Below are 14,741 nucleotides of genomic sequence, written 5' to 3' on the forward strand. Positions count from 1 at the left end.
GAAGTTCGCGTTCGCCCGTCGCACGGCCCCGCCGGGGACGTGATCACCGTGGCCGCAGTGATCGAAGCGAACTCTGTCGTGCGTTTCCAGTCTATCAACGGCGCCGGTGCCGGTCCCCGGGATTATCCGGGCGGCCACTCCATTCCGCGCCCGCCCAGCAGGTGGCAGTGCAGGTGGAAAACCGTCTGGCCGGCGCCCGCACCGGTGTTGAACACGAGCCGGTAGCCGGTTCGGTCGATGCCCTCGTCCGCGGCGATGGCGTGGGCTTCGCTCACCACCGCGTCGACCAGGCCGCTGCCGGCCGCGGCCGCCGCGGCGGCGTCGGGGTGGTGCTCGCGCGGGATGACCAGTACGTGCGTAGGAGCCTGCGGGTTGATGTCGCGGAAGGCCAGCACACGCTCGCCGTCGCGGACGATCTCGGCGGGCACCCGGCCCGCCGCGATCTTGCAGAACAGGCAGTCGGGGTCGGTCGTGGTCACCGTGGGGCCCTCCGTCTCCGTCGTCCGATGCTGCCGCCCCCGGCCGGAGCTCCTCACGCGGGCGGCCCTTCCATGATGCCCGAGCACGACACCCGAGCGGGGCGGGCGGCCGCGCCCCGCCGGGCGCCTGCGGACGGCGGCCTGTCAGACGGTCCGGCTGCCGCACGCGCGCCCGATCTTCTACGGTTACGTCATACCGTGCACGTACGGTGTGCGTCGTCACGCCCCCGCTCAAGGAACCGTCCCCTCAGCAAGTGGTGCTCCTGTGAGGTCTCCCCATCCGTCCGTTCAGCCGGGCGTTTCCGGCCCGCCGCGCCCCGCCCCGTGCACCGCGGGCCGCTCGTGCACTGCGCGCGACGCGGGCCGCGCCGTCCGGTACTGTCGGCGCACCGCCGCAATGGCAGTGCCTGCGGGCACCGTCGACGCCCCCGGCCCGCGAGGCGGTCCGGCGCCCGGCGCCCGGCGCCCGATCCCGACGACGACGCGCCACGATCGGAACGAGAAGTACAGGCATGCCCTTTCGTAAACCCGGGGACAAGGGCGCGCGTCAAACGGATGTGACTGAAACGATGGTCGCAGGAGCCGCGGCGGCACCGTCCGCTGTCGACTGGGACGCGGACCAAGCCGTCACCCAGCTCTACACCACGCAGTACCGCCCGCTGGTGCGGCTGGCCACCCTGCTCGTTCGCGACCCCGCCACCGCCGAAGAGGTCGTCCAGGACGCCTTCGTCGCGATGCACGGCGCCTGGCGCCGGCTGCGCGACCCCAACAAGGCGCTGTCCTACCTCCGCCAGTCCGTGGTCAACCGGGCCCGGTCCGTTCTGCGGCACCGCGCCGTGGTAGAAAAGCACGCGCCCAAGGCGCTGCCCGACGCACCCAGCGCCGAACAGGGCGCGATGGGCGAACTCGAGCGAGCGGCGGTCATCGAAGCCCTGCGCACCCTCCCCGTCCGGCAGCGGGAGGCGGTGGTCCTGCGCTACTACGGCGACTTCTCCGAAGCGCAGATCGCCGACACGATGGGCATCAGCCGCGGCGCCGTCAAGAGTCACACCGCACGGGGGATAGCCGCGCTCCGCTCGGCTCTGGAGCAGACGACATGACCGAACCACCCCAGGACCCCTTCGAGGAGCGGCTCCGCGCCGTCTTGCGCTCCGAAGCCGCCTCGGTCGATCCCTCGCCCGAGGCGCTCGACACCATCCGGGCCCGAACGCAGCGCACGAGCTGGGTGACCGCTCTGCTCAACGCCTCATGGCTGCGGCCCTCGCTGGCGGTGGGAGCCGCGGTACTGATCGCGGCTTCGGTGCTGTTCGGGGCTCCGCAGGTGCGCGACCGGGTCCTGCCGCAATCCCTGACCACACCGGCCTCCGAGTCCCAGGCACCGGCCGAGGACGCCCCGTCCGAGGACGGGGTGCCCAGTCAGGCCCCGTCCCGGCCCGGGCCCGCCGAGCTTCCGAACGAAGGCGCGGCCCCCCCGCCGGGGACACACCCCAGCCCCGATCCGACCGAGGGCGAGACCACGCCGCCCGGCACCGCCGGCACCTGCCCCACCGGCCCTTCGGGCGCGCCGACACCCACCCCCGATCCGTCGGCCGGCGAGGACTCCACCGGCGACGATTCCGACACCGGCTGCGCGTCCACCGGCACGCCGTCCGGCCCTGCCGAGGAACCGCCGGAGGACGACACCGGCGACGGCTCCGGTGACGACTCCACCGCACCGCCCGAGGACGGCACGGACGACGGCGACGCCGGGGAGGACGAGGACACGTCCACCACCGACCCGGACGACACGTCCTCGGGCAGCGGCAGCGGCAGCGGCGACACCACGGCGGCCGAGGCCGCCTGACCGGCCCCGCACCGCCCGCGTCGCCGGCACCGTTCCCGGATACAACGTCCGGCAGTGCCGGCCGCGGGCCGCCGGCGGCGGGGCCCCGCTCCCGGGGTCACCACCGTCCGCAGCGGGCCTGCAGCACGGCCAGGGCGGCCACCCCGGCCGTGGACGTGCGCAGCACCGTCGGCCCCAGCAGAGCGCGCACCGCGCCGGCGGACTCCAGCGCGCCCAGCTCGGCGTCGGAGAACCCGCCCTCGGGCCCGACCACGACGACGATCCCGGCGCGGCCGCCGCCGCTGTCGGCGGTCGTGCCGGTTCCGGGGCCCTCCCCCGGCAGCGGCAGCGACGACAGCCGCGAGTCGGCGTCCTCGTGCAGCAGGATCGCCGCGTCGGCGGCCGCCACCCGCGCGCACACGTCGCCGGTGCCGGCGAGCTCGGCCACTTCGGGGATCCGGCTGCGCCGCGACTGCTTCGCCGCCTCGCGGGCGGTGGAGCGCCACTTGGCCAGCGACTTGGCCGCCCGCTCGGGGCGCCAGCGCGTGACGCAGCGCTCGGCCGCCCACGGCACGATGCGGTCGACCCCCGCCTCGGTCATGACCTCGACGGCGAGCTCGCCGCGGTCGCCCTTGGGCAGCGCCTGGACCACGGTCAGCTGCGGGTGCGGCGCCGCATCGGCGCCGCGCTCCTCGACCGCGCAGACGACGCGGTCCTTGCCGACCTCGGCAACCCGGCAGCGCGCCCGCATACCGGCGCCGTCGACCAGCTGAACGGTCTCGCCGACGGCGATCCGCCGCACCGCGGCGGCGTGCCGGCCCTCGTTCCCGGACAGCACGACGGTGCCGCCGTCCAATTCACCCGGCTCGCAGAGGAAGACCGGAGCCGTCACATCCGCCTCCATTCCGCGGTCGGGCCGGTGCGCCCGGCCCGGCGCCGCACCGCAGACGCGGGCCGGCACCGCGCCCTGCGCGGTGCCGGCCCGCGGTGCCGGGTTCCCGGCCTACGTCGCCCATAGCGGACCCGGACGCGTCAGCGCGAGCCGAAGGCGTCGCGCAGCCGCGAGAACAGTCCGCCGTGGCCCGGGCTGAACTTGCCCGGAGGCTGGTCTTCGCCGCGCAGTTCGGCGAACTTGCGCAGCAGCGACTCCTGCTCTTCGTCGAGCTTGGCGGGGGTCTCGACGTCGACCTGGATCATCAGGTCGCCGCGCCCGGCGCCGTCGAGATGGCGGGAGCCGCGCCCGGACAGGGTGATGACGTGCCCGGAGCCGGTACCCGGCCGCAGGTCGATCTCCTCGGTGCCGTCGAGCGTGTCGAAGGTGAACGAAGCTCCCAGCGCGGCGGCGGTCATCGGCACCGTTATGGTGCAGTGCAGATCGTCGCCCCGCCGTTCGAAGGTCGAGTGGGGGCGCTGCACGATCTCCAGGAAGATGTCGCCGCGCGGCCCGCCGTTGGGCCCGACTTCGCCCTCGCCGGCGAGCTGGATCTGGGTGCCGTCCTCGACGCCCGCGGGGATCTGCACCTTGCGGGTGACCTTCTCGTGCACCCGTCCCTCCCCGCTGCAGTCCGCGCAGGGGTCGGTGATGATCGTGCCCTGCCCCGAGCACTGCGGGCACGGCCGCGTGGTCATGACCTGTCCCAGGAAGGAGCGCGCGACCTGCGAGACCTCACCGCGGCCCTGGCACGTGTCGCAGGTGTGGCGGTGGGAGCCCTTGGCCGTGCCCTCGCCCTGGCAGGTGTTGCACAGCACCGCCGTGGGGAAAGTGACGTCCTTGGTGACGCCGAAGGCGGTTTCGGACAGGTCGAGGTCGATGCGGACCTTGATGCTGCGTCCGCGGCGCGCCCGGTCGCGCGCACCGCGTCCGCCGCCGGCCTGGCCGCCGCCGAAGAACGCGTTCATGATGTCGTCGAAGGGGAAACCGCCCCCGCCGAAGCCGCCGGCTCCCGCTCCGCCGCCTCCGCCGGAGGACGCGAACGGGTCGCCGCCCATGTCGTGCATCCGGCGCTTGCTCTCGTCGGAGAGCACCTCGTAGGCCTGGGTCACTTCCTTGAAGCGATCCTGCGTGGCCGGGTCCGGGTTGACGTCCGGGTGGAGTTCGCGGGCGAGCCGCCGATACGCCTTCTTGATCTCGTCCTGGGATGCTTCACGCCGCACCCCGAGGATCTCGTAATAGTCTCTCGCCACTTACTGCCCCGCAAGTATCTGTCCGAGGTACCGAGCCACTGCGCGTACCGCTCCCATCGTTCCTGGATAGTCCATTCTGGTCGGACCGACTACGCCGATCTTGGCCAGCGGCTGGTCGCCGATGCCGTAACCGGCGGAGACGATCGACGTGGATCTCAGACCCTCGTGAGAGTTCTCGGCGCCGATGCGTACCGTCAGCATGGAAGGGTCGCTCATCTCCCCCAGCAAACGGAGGAGGACGACGTTTTCTTCCAAGGCCTCCAGTACCTCCCGCAGGCTAGCCGAGAAATCCATCGCGGCGAGATTCGCCGTACCACCGAGGACGATCTTCTCGTCGTGGCGCTCGACGAGGCTCTCCAGCAGCACCGACAGCACGACCGCCGCCATGGCGCGCTCGTCCGGCGGAAGCTGGCTGGGCAGATCCTCCACGGCGTTGGGGACCTCGGTGAGCCACGTGCCCACCAAGGCCCGGTTGAGCATCTGGCGGAGGCTGTCGACAGCGTCCTCGCTGACCGCCCCCAGGTTGTCGATCACCCGCTGCTCGACGCGGCCGGTGTCGGTGATGAGCACCATCATGACGCGCTGCTGGCCCAGCGGGACCAGCTCCACGTGCTGTACCGATGACCGGGTGAGCGAGGGATATTGCACCACTGCGACCTGCCGGGTGAGCTGAGCCAGCAGGCGCACCGTCCGCCCCACGATCTCATCGAGGTCGACGGCGCCGCCGAGGAAACTCTCGATGGCGCGGCGCTCTGCGGCGGAGAGGGGCTTCACCGTCGACAGCCGGTCCACGAACAGCCGGTACCCCTTGTCGGTGGGAACGCGGCCGGCGCTGGTATGCGGCTGGGTGATATACCCCTCTTCCTCCAGCGACACCATGTCGTTGCGGACGGTGGCCGGAGACACCCCGAGGGTGTGGCGGTCGGCGAGCGCCTTGGACCCCACGGGCTCGTTCGTGGACACGTAATCCTCGACGATCGCCCGCAGAACCGCAAGCTTCCGGTCGTCGAGCACGTGCTCACCTCCTCCTGGCACTCCATGGCCTTAAGTGCTAATTCTAAGCCGTTCCGCAAGAACGGTTCGATCACGGGCCGCCGAGCGCACCGTCGGGTCTCCGTGTCCGGGCCCGGGCCGGCCGGTAGAATCCGCCCGTGTCCACGAGTCCGGGTCCGAACAGCAGAAGGTACGACGGGGACGTGTTGTCCGGGGACCGGCGCCGCCCGCGCAAAGGCGCCGTCGCCGAGGTCCCCCTGGAGCGCGGCCTCGTGCTGGAGTCGGCCGACGAGGGGTTCTGCGGTGCCGTCGTCTCCTGGGACAAGCAGGCGGTGACCCTTGAGGACCGCGGCGGCCGCCGCCGGGTCTTCGACCTGGAGCCCGCGGCGTTCCTCGTCGACGGCCGTCCCGCCACCGCGGTACGGCCGAGCGCGGCGCCGTCGGGGCCCGCCCGCAGCGCCTCCGGGTCGATCGCGGTACAGGGGGCGCGTTCGCGGGTCGCCCGGGAGAGCCGGATCTACGTCGAGGGCGTGCACGACGCCGAACTCGTCGAGAAAGTCTGGGGCCACGACCTGCGCGTCGAGGGCGTGGTCGTGGAGTACCTGGAGGGCGTCGACCACCTGCCGGAGATCGTGGCCGAATTCGGCCCCGGGGCCCGGCGTCGTCTGGGCGTTCTGGTCGACCACCTGGTGCCGGGGTCCAAGGAGAGCCGGATCGCCGAGCAGGTCTCCTCGCCCGGCGTCCTGGTGGCGGGCCACCCCTTCGTCGACGTCTGGCAGGCGGTCAAGCCGTCGGTGCTGGGATTCTCCGCGTGGCCGGAGGTCCCCCGCGGCATACCGTGGAAGGAAGGCGTCCTGCGGGCGCTGGGCAGCGATGAGGAGCCCGGCGAAGCGTGGCGGCGGATCCTGGGGTCGGTGCGCACCTACGCCGACCTCGAACCGGAGCTGCTGGGGCGCGTCGAAGAGCTTATCGACTTCGTCACCGCGGCAGAAGGGCTGCAAGACTAGGCGGGTCCGTCAGCACCGCGCAGCGGCAGACGCGCGGTGGCCTGCCGGGGCGCCGGATGGCACTATCGGCCCAACGCAATCGGCACAGCCAAGGGACAAGATGAGCGAGACCCCGCCCAACCGACCACAGCCCCAGGAGGGGCCCTACGGTGACCAGCCGGCACCCGGCCCCGTTCCCTCTGGCGGGCAGCCCGGCCAGGGACAGGCGGGCACCGGGGACCAGCAGCCCGACTACCAGCAGCAGGAGTACGGCTACCCGAGCGGGGGCCAACCGGCCTACGGCGAGCAGCCCCACCCCGGCTACGGACAGCCCGGCGCCGGGCAGCCCTACCCGCAGCAGCCGCCGCCCGGCTACGCACCCGACCAGGGCGGCTACCCCCAGCCGGGGTACGGCGGGCCCACCGGCGGACAGCCCGCCTACGGCCAGCCCGGATACCCCCAGCAGGGCGGCGCCCAGCCCGGATACGGCTACCCCGGCGGGGGCCAGCCGGGCTACGGCGAGCAGCCGTACCAAGGCGGCTACCCCCAACCGGGCCAGGCGCCCTACCAGCAGCCGACGCCCGGCTACCAGCAGCAGCCCCAGCCGGGATACGGCCCGCCGCCTCCGCACGGCTACGAGCAGCAGCCCGGAGGCTTCCCCGGCGCCCCGCAGACACCCGGCCAGCCGGGATACCCCCAGCAGCCCGGATACCCGCAGGGCTTCGGCGCGCCGCAACCGGGGGCCTCCGACGACGCGACCTGGGCGATGATCGCCCACCTGTCCGGTGTCATCCTCGCCTGCTTCGGCTGGCTCCCGGCCCTCGTCATCTTCATGGTCAAGCGCAACGACGCGCCCTTCGTGCGCCACCAGGCCGGCGAAGCGCTGAACTTCCAGCTGACGCTGCTGATCCCCTACTTCATCGCCTGGGCGGTCTACATCGGACTCGGCGTCTTCGCGCCGCCGATCTCCTGGATCGGCTCGGTTCTGGTCGCGGTGATCTGGGTGGTGTCGATCGCGCTCGGCGCGACTGGCGCGCTCAGCGCCAACCGCGGCAACCAGTACCGCTACCCTGTTTCGATCCGCATGGTGAAGTAACCCGACGGGCCCGGGACGGCAGCGCAGCGCGATTCGCCGCCGCCCCGGCGGGAACCCCGCGCTCCGCTGCGGCGTCCCACCTGTCGTGGCGTGCCGCGGCCGGGCGGTCGGCAGGTCCATCGGGCCCCGCCCGGCACTCCGCCCGCGCACCGCTGCACGCGGTGCCCGGGCACCGCCTCCGGAGGCAGTCGGGGGCGATCCGACCGAGGAGACTCAGGAGACCACCACATGAGCTACCCGCCCCAACCCGACGAGCCCTACGGCGGCCAACCCGACCATCCCGGCGGCTACGGCCCGCCGCCCGGCGTCGACCCCCAATACGGCCCGCAGTCGGGCCCCCAGCCCGGTTACGGCCAGGGCTACCCCGGCCAGCCGCACTACCCGGCGCAGATGCCCGGATACCAGCAGCCCGGCGGCCACTACCCGCCCTCCTCCGACGACCGCACCCTGGCGCTGGTCGCCCACCTCGGCGGCATCTTCACCTCGTGGATCCTTCCGCTGATCCTCTACCTGGTGAAGAAGGACGAGTCGCCCTACGTCCGCCACCAGGCGGCCCAGGCGTTCAACTTCCAGATGACCATGTTCATCGCGCAGCTCGTCTCCTACATCCTGATGATCCTCATCGTCGGCTTCCTCACCATCGTCGCCGTGTTCGCCTGCGCGATCGCCTTCGGCGTCATCGCCGCCGTGGCCTCCAACAAGGGCGAGTGGTACACGTACCCGAAGATGCTGGCGATCCCGATGCTGAGCTGAGGGACCGGCCCCGCCGCCGACCGGGCACCGGGCCCGCACGGGCCGCTCCGCCGACCGGCAGGGGGCGGTGACCGCACCGCCCGAGAGCGGGGCCGCCCGGTCAGGTGAGGTCGCGCACCACGGCGTCGGCCAGCAGGCGGCCGCGCCGCGTAAGGACCGCGCGGCCGCCGGCGAAGGCCGCGGCCTCCAGCAGGCCGTCGTCGACCAGGCGCCCCGCAGCGGCGCGCCCCGGCTCCTCCAGCAGATCCAGCGGGCAGCCTTCGGCCAGCCGCAGTTCCAGCATGATGCGCTCGAACCGGCGGTCCGCGTCGTCGAGCACCTCGCGGGCGTGGCCGGGCGAGCGGCCTTCGCCCAGGCGCGCCGCGTAGGCCGCCGGGTGCTTGACGTTCCACCAGCGCGTGCCGCCGACATGGCTGTGCGCGCCGGGCCCCACGCCCCACCAGTCGCCGCCGGTCCAGTAGAGGCGGTTGTGGCGGCTGCGCGCCGCTTCGCCGCGGGCCCAGTTGGATACCTCGTAGGCGTGCAGCCCGGCGGCGCCGAGGGCGTCGTCGGCCATGGTGTAGCGGTCGGCCAGCACGTCCTCGTCGGGTTCGCTCAGCTCGCCGCGGCGCACGCGCGCCGCCAGCCGGGTCCCGTCCTCGACGATCAGCGAGTAGGCCGAGACGTGGTCGACGCCCGCAGCGACCGCCGCCTGCAGCGACTCCGCCCAGTCGGCGTCGGTTTCGCCGGGTGTGCCGTAGATCAGGTCCAGGCTGACGTGGTCGAACCCGGCCTCGCGGGCCCACTGGGCGCACTGCTGGGGGCGGCCCGGCGTGTGGGCGCGCTCCAGCACCTCCAGCACGTGCGGGGCCGCGCTCTGCATGCCGAAGGACAGGCGGGTGAAACCCTGGTCGCGCAGCCGCGCCAGCACCCCGGGGTCGACGGTCTCGGGGTTGGCTTCGGTGGTGACCTCGGCGCCGGGTTCCAGGCCGAACTCGCCGTCGACGGCGGCGAGGATGCGCCCCAGGTCCTCGGGCGGCAGCAGCGTCGGTGTGCCGCCGCCGAAGAAGACGGTGCTGACGGGGATCTCCGCGGCGCCCAGGACGCGGCGGGCCAGGCGGATCTCGGCGACGGCCCGGTCGGCGTAGCCTTCGCGCGTGGCGGTGTGTTCGCCGTCGCGCGAGCGCAGCTCCGCGGCGGTGTAGGTGTTGAAGTCGCAGTAGCCGCAGCGGGTGGCGCAGAAGGGCACGTGGACGTAGACGCCGAAGGGGCGCGTGCCCGCTCCCGCGACGGCGCCGGTGGGCAGGGCGCCGTCGGCGGGTACGGGATCGCCGTCGAGAGGCACGGAAGGCATGCCTCCAGTGTCGGCGATGGCGGCGACCGCACGATCCGCCGCCGGGGCCGGGTCAGTCCCCGCCGACGTGCACACCGGCGTCGGCGGCCGCCTCCTCCCACACCGCCGAACGCCCCGGCAGGTCCAGGACGCGGCGCAGCAGCGCGCCGTCGCGCTCGTAGCGGGCGCGGAAGGCGTCGGTGACGGCGATTCCGTGGTCGGGGCGGTGCTCCACCGCGATCTCGTCGCCGGCGCTGATGCTGCCCTCGGCCAGGACGCGCAGGTAGACGCCGGTGCGCCCTTCCTGCGTGAAGCGCTTGACCCAGCCGGTCTCCTCCATCCACGACCGGAACACCCCGCAGGGGGTGCGGGGAAGGGCGGCTTCCAGCCGCACCGGACCCACGCGCCAGCGCTCGCCGATGAGGACGGCGGTGAGGTCGATCCCGCGTGTGGTGAGGTTCTCACCGAATACGCCGTCGGCCAGCGGCCGGCCCAGCCGCTCCTGCCACAGGTCCAGGTCCTCGCGGGCGTAGGCGTAGACGGCCTTGTCGGCGCCGCCGTGGTTGGCGCGGTCGGCCTGTTCGTCGCCGTCGAGGCCGAGCCGCCGCACGGTCACGGGTCCGGCGGCGGGGCGCTTGTCGATGGCGGTGCGCTTGAGGCGGCCGGCCCACGCGGCGGGCACGGCCGGTCCGGTGCTGATCGAGGAGACGTGGGGCATGGCCGCAAGGATAGGCCGTGGGCCGCGCCGCACCGGCGGCGGCATGGCCTCCGATCCGCCCGGTACCTTCCCGGTACCGCCTGCCCGCGCGGTTTCACAGCACCCGGACGGGCCGTCCCCGGGCGGCAGCGGACTCCGGAGCGGCGGCGGTCGAGCCGCGCACCACGAGCTCGGGATCGAAGAGGTACTCGGTGCGGGAGACGCTGTGGCCGGCGGCCTCGTCGCACAACGTGCGCACGGTGGCCATCGCCATGGCCTGTATCGGCTGGCGCACCGTGGTCAGAGGCGGGTCGGTGAAGGCGATGAGCTGGGAGTCGTCGTAGCCGACGACGGAGAAGTCGCCGGGAACCGAGAGTCCGTGCTGGCGGGCGGCGCGGATCGCGCCCAGCGCCATGAGGTCGGAACCGCAGACCATGGCGGTGACGCCGCGCTGCAGCAGCCGCGCGGCGGCCGCGTGGCCGCCTTCGACCCCGAACAGCGACAGCTCGACCAGGCCTTCGGAGTCGAGGCCGTGGGCGGCCATGGCAGCGCGGTAGCCGAGGAGCTTGCGCCGCACCGGCATGTAGCGATCGGGGCCGCTGGTGAAGCCGATTCGGGTGTGGCCGAGTTCGGCCAGGTGGTTGACCGCCAGTTGCCCGGCCTCGCGGTCGTCGCAGGAGACGAAGGCGGCGGGCACCTCGTCGGCGTAGCCGTTGACCAGCACGATCGGCAGGTTCTGGGCGATCAGGCGGTGGTAGCGGCCGTGGTCGGCGGTGGCGTCGGCGTGCAGGCCGGAGACGAAGATGATGCCGGAGACGTTGCGCTCCAGGAGCAGCTCGACGTACTCGTCCTCGACGATGCCGCCGGGCGGGCGGGTGCACAGCACCGGGGTGTAGCCCTGCCGGGCCAGGGCGCCCTCGGCCGCCTGGGCGAACATGGGGAAGACGGGGTTCTCCAGTTCGGGGACGACCATGCCGACGAGCCCGGCGGAGCGCCTCCGCAAGCGCTCGGGGCGTTCGTATCCCAGGACGTCCAGAGCGGTGAGGACCGCCGCTCTGGTGTCGGAGCCGACACCGGGCTTGTTGTTCAGTACTCGGGAGACCGTCGCCTCACTGACGTCGGCGTGGCGCGCTATGTCGGCCAAACGTGGACCCATGCCCGCACTCTAATGCAGTTTGGCCTCCGCCTCTTGCAGTCTACGGGTAATCTTGCGCAATATCTTGCAGTGGAACCCCGCTCGCCCCAGCCGCACGGAGGGAACGACCCCAATGCCCAATCCGCCGGAGAACGGCACCGCACCGCCCCCCGCAGCCCGGGAGTGGTGGCGCGACGCCGTGATCTATCAGATCTACGTCCGCAGCTTCGCCGACTCCGACGGCGACGGCGAGGGCGACCTGCAAGGCGTGCGCGGCCGACTGCCCGAGCTCGCCTCGCTGGGCGTCGACGCGGTCTGGCTGACCCCCTTCTACGTCTCCCCGCTGGCCGACGGCGGCTACGACGTGGCCGACTACCGCGACGTCGACCCCCGCTTCGGCACGCTCGCCGACTTCGACGCCCTGCTCGCCCGGGCCCATGAACTCGGCCTGCGCATCATCATCGACATCGTGCCCAACCACACCTCCTCGGCCCACGCCTGGTTCCGCGAGGCCGTGGCCGCCGAGCCCGGCGACCCGGCGCGCAAGCGCTACATCTTCCGGCCCGGACGCGGACCCGACGGCGACACGCCGCCCAACAACTGGAAGTCGATCTTCGGGGGCCCCGCCTGGACCCGGCTGAAGCGGCCCGACGGGACGCCTGAAGAGTGGTATCTGCACCTGTTCGACCCCGAGCAGCCCGACCTGGACTGGACCGCCCCCGAGGTGCACGCCGAGTTCGAGGACGTGCTGCGCTTCTGGCTGGACCGCGGGGTCGACGGCTTCCGCATCGACGTGGCCCACGGCATGGTCAAGGACCCCGCGCTGCCCGACCTGCCCGAGGGCCAGAAGGCCGACCTGCTCGACGGCTCCACCGAACTGCCCTACTTCGACCAGGAGGGGGTGCACGACATCTACCGGCGCTGGCGCGGCGTCGCCGCCTCCTACCCCGGCGAGCGCGCCCTGGTGGCCGAGGCCTGGGTGGAGGACGCCGACCGGGTTGCGCGCTATCTGCGGCCCGACGAGCTGCACCAGGCGTTCAACTTCGAGTTCCTCACCGCCGGGTGGGACGCTGCCGCGCTGCGGCGGGTGGTCGACGAGTCGCTGCGGGCCAACGGCGCCGTGGGGGCGCCCACGACCTGGGTGCTGTCCAACCACGACGTGGCCCGCCACCCCACCCGTTTCGGCGGCGGCGAGCGCGGAATGCGGCGGGCGCGCGCGGCCGCGCTGCTCACACTGGCGCTTCCGGGATCGGCCTACCTCTACCAGGGCGAGGAGCTGGGCCTGCCCGAGGTCACCGACCTTCCCGAGGATGCGCTGCAGGACCCCACGTGGGAGCGCTCCGGGCACACCGATCGCGGACGCGACGGGTGCCGCGTTCCGCTGCCCTGGGAAGGCGAACAGGCGCCCTTCGGGTTCGGGCCGCAGGACAGCCGGCCGTGGCTGCCGGTTCCCGCGACGTGGGCCGACTACCGCCGCGAGGTGCAGCGGCGGGATCCCGACTCGGTGCTGGCGCTGTATGCGGCGGCGCTGGAGCTGCGGCGCACGGCGATCGATCGGGACGCCGGCCTGGACTGGGTGGAAGCCGGCGCCGACGCGCTGGTGTTCCGCCGGGGCGGCGGCTTCGCCTGCGCCGTCAATCTCGGCGCCGCGGCCGTGGAGATCCCCGCCGGCATCCTCGCCCCCGGGGCCCGGGAGCTGCTGTCCAGCGGCCCCGTCCGATGGGAGCGGGGCGCGCCGGTACTGCCGGCCGACACCGCGGTGTGGCTGGCGCCCCGGCAGGGCTGAGCAGACCGCGCAGCGGGCGGCCGGGCCCGCGGGCCCGGCCGCCCGCTGCGTGTGACCGAACCGCCCGCGCGGCGCCCCGGACGCCGGGGCGCGTCCGAGGAGTGTTCCCGCGGTTTCCACGGTGTTTCCACATCGTGACCGGATTTGCCTGCAAGACCTTTCAGTTCTTGCAATGAGTTGCTAACGTCACCTCACCCCTCATAACCGACGAGCCGGGACAGATCGGGGGACCGTCCGCGGCGACACGCCCTCATTAGGGAGTCACATGAGAATCCGCAGCGCCGGCCTCGCCGCCGGAACCGCCGCCCTCGCGCTCACGGCAGCGTGCGGAGGCGGCGGCGAAGGAGCCGAACAGCCTCAGGGCAGCATGGTCATCTGGGCCGACCCCGAACGCACCGACGCCCTCCAGACCTTCGCCGACGAGTTCGGCGAAGCCAACGGACTCGACGTGGAGGTCCGCGAGGTCGCCACCGACACCATCCAGTCCGACTTCGTCACCGCCCACGAGGGCGGCTCGGGCCCCGACGTCGTCGTCGGCGCCCACGACTGGATCGGCAACCTGGTGCAGAACGGCGCCGTCGACCCCGTCCAGCTGCCTCAGGACAAGGTCGACGCCCTCAACGAGGTCGCCGTCGACGCCGTCACCTACGACGGCCAGCTCTACGGCGTCCCCTACGCCATGGAGAACCTGGCGCTGATCCGCAACACCGAGCTCGCCCCCGAGGCTCCCGAATCCGTGGAGGAGCTCGCCGAGACGGGGGCGCAGCTCAAGGAGGACGGCGAGGTCGAGGAGACCCTCGGCCTGCAGGTCAGCCAAACGGGCGACCCTTACCACATGCAGCCGTTCTACAGCTCGGCCGGCGGCTACCTCTTCGGCACCGACGACCAGGGCAACGCCGACCCCTCCGACCTGGGCGTGGGCACGCCCGAGTCCGTCGACGCCTTCGAGAAGATCGCCGAGTTCGGCGAGGAGGGCGAGAACGCGTTCAAGCGCTCCATCGACGGCGACAACGTCGGCAACCTGTTCACCCAGGGCAAGACCCCCTACTTCGTCACCGGCCCCTGGTCGCTGGCCTCGGTGCAGGAAGCCGGCGTCGACTACGACATCTCCCCCGTCCCCGGCTTCGAGGACGGCGGGGACGCGGTGCCCTTCGTCGGCGTGCAGGCGTTCTTCGTCGCCTCCGGGAGCGAGAACAAGGTGCTGGCCGAAGAGTTCGTCACCAACTACGTCGCCGACCCCGAACTGTCCACCGCGCTCTACGAAGCCGACCCGCGCCCGCCCGCGCTGACGGCGGTCTCCGACGAACTCAGCCAGGACGACCCCGACATCGGCACGTTCATCGACGCCGGCTCCGGCGGCCGCCCCATGCCGGCCATCCCCGAGATGGACGCCATCTGGGACCCCTTCGGCAAGGCCCAGGCCGCGGTGATCGGCGGCGCCGATCCCCAGCAGGCCGTGGACTCGGCCGCCGAGACGATCAGCGAAGAGATCGGCTGA

General features: G+C 72.9%; 14 protein-coding genes. 7 read left to right on the plus strand and 7 right to left on the minus strand.

Annotation, left to right across the window (positions count from 1 at the left end):
• Positions 1-122 precede the first annotated feature (122 nt).
• Entirely contained in the window at positions 123-479 is a 357-nt protein-coding gene (locus tag HNR25_RS04505; RefSeq protein ID WP_184633465.1) for a histidine triad nucleotide-binding protein, read from the minus strand.
• Positions 480-1,048: 569 nt separating this feature from the next.
• On the opposite strand from HNR25_RS04505, the gene HNR25_RS04510 reads away from it, so the two are divergent.
• On the plus strand, positions 1,049-1,579 hold the full coding sequence (locus HNR25_RS04510) for a SigE family RNA polymerase sigma factor (protein ID WP_184638824.1): 531 nt from the start codon (positions 1,049-1,051) through the stop codon (positions 1,577-1,579).
• A complete protein-coding gene (locus HNR25_RS04515; protein WP_184633466.1) occupies positions 1,576-2,322 on the plus strand; it encodes a hypothetical protein in 747 nt (248 codons plus the stop codon). Before HNR25_RS04510 ends, HNR25_RS04515 begins: the two co-directional genes overlap by 4 nt.
• A gap of 97 nt (positions 2,323-2,419) precedes the next feature.
• On the opposite strand, the gene HNR25_RS04520 is transcribed toward HNR25_RS04515, so the two are convergent.
• From HNR25_RS04520 to hrcA, 3 genes are all read right to left on the minus strand, one after another.
• The gene (locus HNR25_RS04520; RefSeq protein ID WP_184633467.1) at positions 2,420-3,193 is read right to left on the minus strand and encodes a 16S rRNA (uracil(1498)-N(3))-methyltransferase; all 774 of its coding nucleotides are present in this window, start codon (positions 3,191-3,193) and stop codon (positions 2,420-2,422) included.
• A gap of 140 nt (positions 3,194-3,333) precedes the next feature.
• A complete protein-coding gene (gene dnaJ / locus HNR25_RS04525) occupies positions 3,334-4,485 on the minus strand; it encodes a molecular chaperone DnaJ (protein WP_184633468.1) in 1,152 nt (383 codons plus the stop codon).
• Positions 4,486-5,499, minus strand: coding sequence for a heat-inducible transcriptional repressor HrcA (gene hrcA / locus HNR25_RS04530; RefSeq protein ID WP_184633469.1), 1,014 nt, complete (start codon positions 5,497-5,499; stop codon positions 4,486-4,488).
• A gap of 182 nt (positions 5,500-5,681) precedes the next feature.
• On the opposite strand from hrcA, the gene HNR25_RS04535 reads away from it, so the two are divergent.
• From HNR25_RS04535 to HNR25_RS04545, 3 genes are all read left to right on the plus strand, one after another.
• Positions 5,682-6,485 carry a DUF3097 domain-containing protein gene (locus HNR25_RS04535; protein WP_184638826.1) on the plus strand — a complete coding sequence of 268 codons (804 nt, stop codon included), beginning with the start codon at positions 5,682-5,684 and terminating at the stop codon, positions 6,483-6,485.
• A 100-nt stretch (positions 6,486-6,585) separates the two neighbouring features.
• Positions 6,586-7,560 carry a DUF4870 domain-containing protein gene (locus HNR25_RS04540; RefSeq protein ID WP_184633470.1) on the plus strand — a complete coding sequence of 325 codons (975 nt, stop codon included), beginning with the start codon at positions 6,586-6,588 and terminating at the stop codon, positions 7,558-7,560.
• Positions 7,561-7,788: 228 nt separating this feature from the next.
• Positions 7,789-8,313, plus strand: coding sequence for a DUF4870 domain-containing protein (locus HNR25_RS04545; protein WP_184633471.1), 525 nt, complete (start codon positions 7,789-7,791; stop codon positions 8,311-8,313).
• Positions 8,314-8,413: 100 nt separating this feature from the next.
• Here HNR25_RS04545 and hemW read toward each other — a convergent pair whose 3' ends face one another.
• From hemW to HNR25_RS04560, 3 genes are all read right to left on the minus strand, one after another.
• The gene (gene hemW, locus HNR25_RS04550; RefSeq protein WP_184633472.1) at positions 8,414-9,646 is read right to left on the minus strand and encodes a radical SAM family heme chaperone HemW; all 1,233 of its coding nucleotides are present in this window, start codon (positions 9,644-9,646) and stop codon (positions 8,414-8,416) included.
• A 52-nt stretch (positions 9,647-9,698) separates the two neighbouring features.
• Entirely contained in the window at positions 9,699-10,343 is a 645-nt protein-coding gene (locus HNR25_RS04555; RefSeq protein WP_184633473.1) for an MOSC domain-containing protein, read from the minus strand.
• Positions 10,344-10,437: 94 nt separating this feature from the next.
• Positions 10,438-11,478, minus strand: a complete 1,041-nt coding sequence (locus HNR25_RS04560) for a LacI family DNA-binding transcriptional regulator (protein WP_184633474.1) — start codon at positions 11,476-11,478, stop codon at positions 10,438-10,440.
• A 112-nt stretch (positions 11,479-11,590) separates the two neighbouring features.
• Between HNR25_RS04560 and HNR25_RS04565 the strand changes: the two genes are divergently transcribed.
• Together HNR25_RS04565 and HNR25_RS04570 are read left to right on the plus strand one after the other, a co-directional pair.
• A complete protein-coding gene (locus HNR25_RS04565) occupies positions 11,591-13,243 on the plus strand; it encodes a glycoside hydrolase family 13 protein (RefSeq protein ID WP_184633475.1) in 1,653 nt (550 codons plus the stop codon).
• Between the two features lie 265 nt (positions 13,244-13,508).
• The gene (locus tag HNR25_RS04570) at positions 13,509-14,741 is read left to right on the plus strand and encodes a sugar ABC transporter substrate-binding protein (protein WP_184633476.1); all 1,233 of its coding nucleotides are present in this window, start codon (positions 13,509-13,511) and stop codon (positions 14,739-14,741) included.

The sequence above is a fragment of the Streptomonospora salina genome, assembly GCF_014204715.1.
Lineage (GTDB): Bacteria > Actinomycetota > Actinomycetes > Streptosporangiales > Streptosporangiaceae > Streptomonospora > Streptomonospora salina.

Bases quoted from the DNA above. Each gene is read 5' to 3' on its own strand.
- HNR25_RS04510 (WP_184638824.1), top strand. From the start codon at position 1,049: ATGGTCGCAGGAGCCGCGGCGGCACCGTCCGCTGTCGACTGGGACGCG.
- HNR25_RS04515 (WP_184633466.1), top strand. From the start codon at position 1,576: ATGACCGAACCACCCCAGGACCCCTTCGAGGAGCGGCTCCGCGCCGTC.
- HNR25_RS04540 (WP_184633470.1), top strand. From the start codon at position 6,586: ATGAGCGAGACCCCGCCCAACCGACCACAGCCCCAGGAGGGGCCCTAC.
- HNR25_RS04545 (WP_184633471.1), top strand. From the start codon at position 7,789: ATGAGCTACCCGCCCCAACCCGACGAGCCCTACGGCGGCCAACCCGAC.
- hemW (WP_184633472.1), bottom strand. From the start codon at position 9,646: ATGCCTTCCGTGCCTCTCGACGGCGATCCCGTACCCGCCGACGGCGCC.
- HNR25_RS04555 (WP_184633473.1), bottom strand. From the start codon at position 10,343: ATGCCCCACGTCTCCTCGATCAGCACCGGACCGGCCGTGCCCGCCGCG.
- HNR25_RS04560 (WP_184633474.1), bottom strand. From the start codon at position 11,478: ATGGGTCCACGTTTGGCCGACATAGCGCGCCACGCCGACGTCAGTGAG.
- HNR25_RS04565 (WP_184633475.1), top strand. From the start codon at position 11,591: ATGCCCAATCCGCCGGAGAACGGCACCGCACCGCCCCCCGCAGCCCGG.
- HNR25_RS04570 (WP_184633476.1), top strand. From the start codon at position 13,509: ATGAGAATCCGCAGCGCCGGCCTCGCCGCCGGAACCGCCGCCCTCGCG.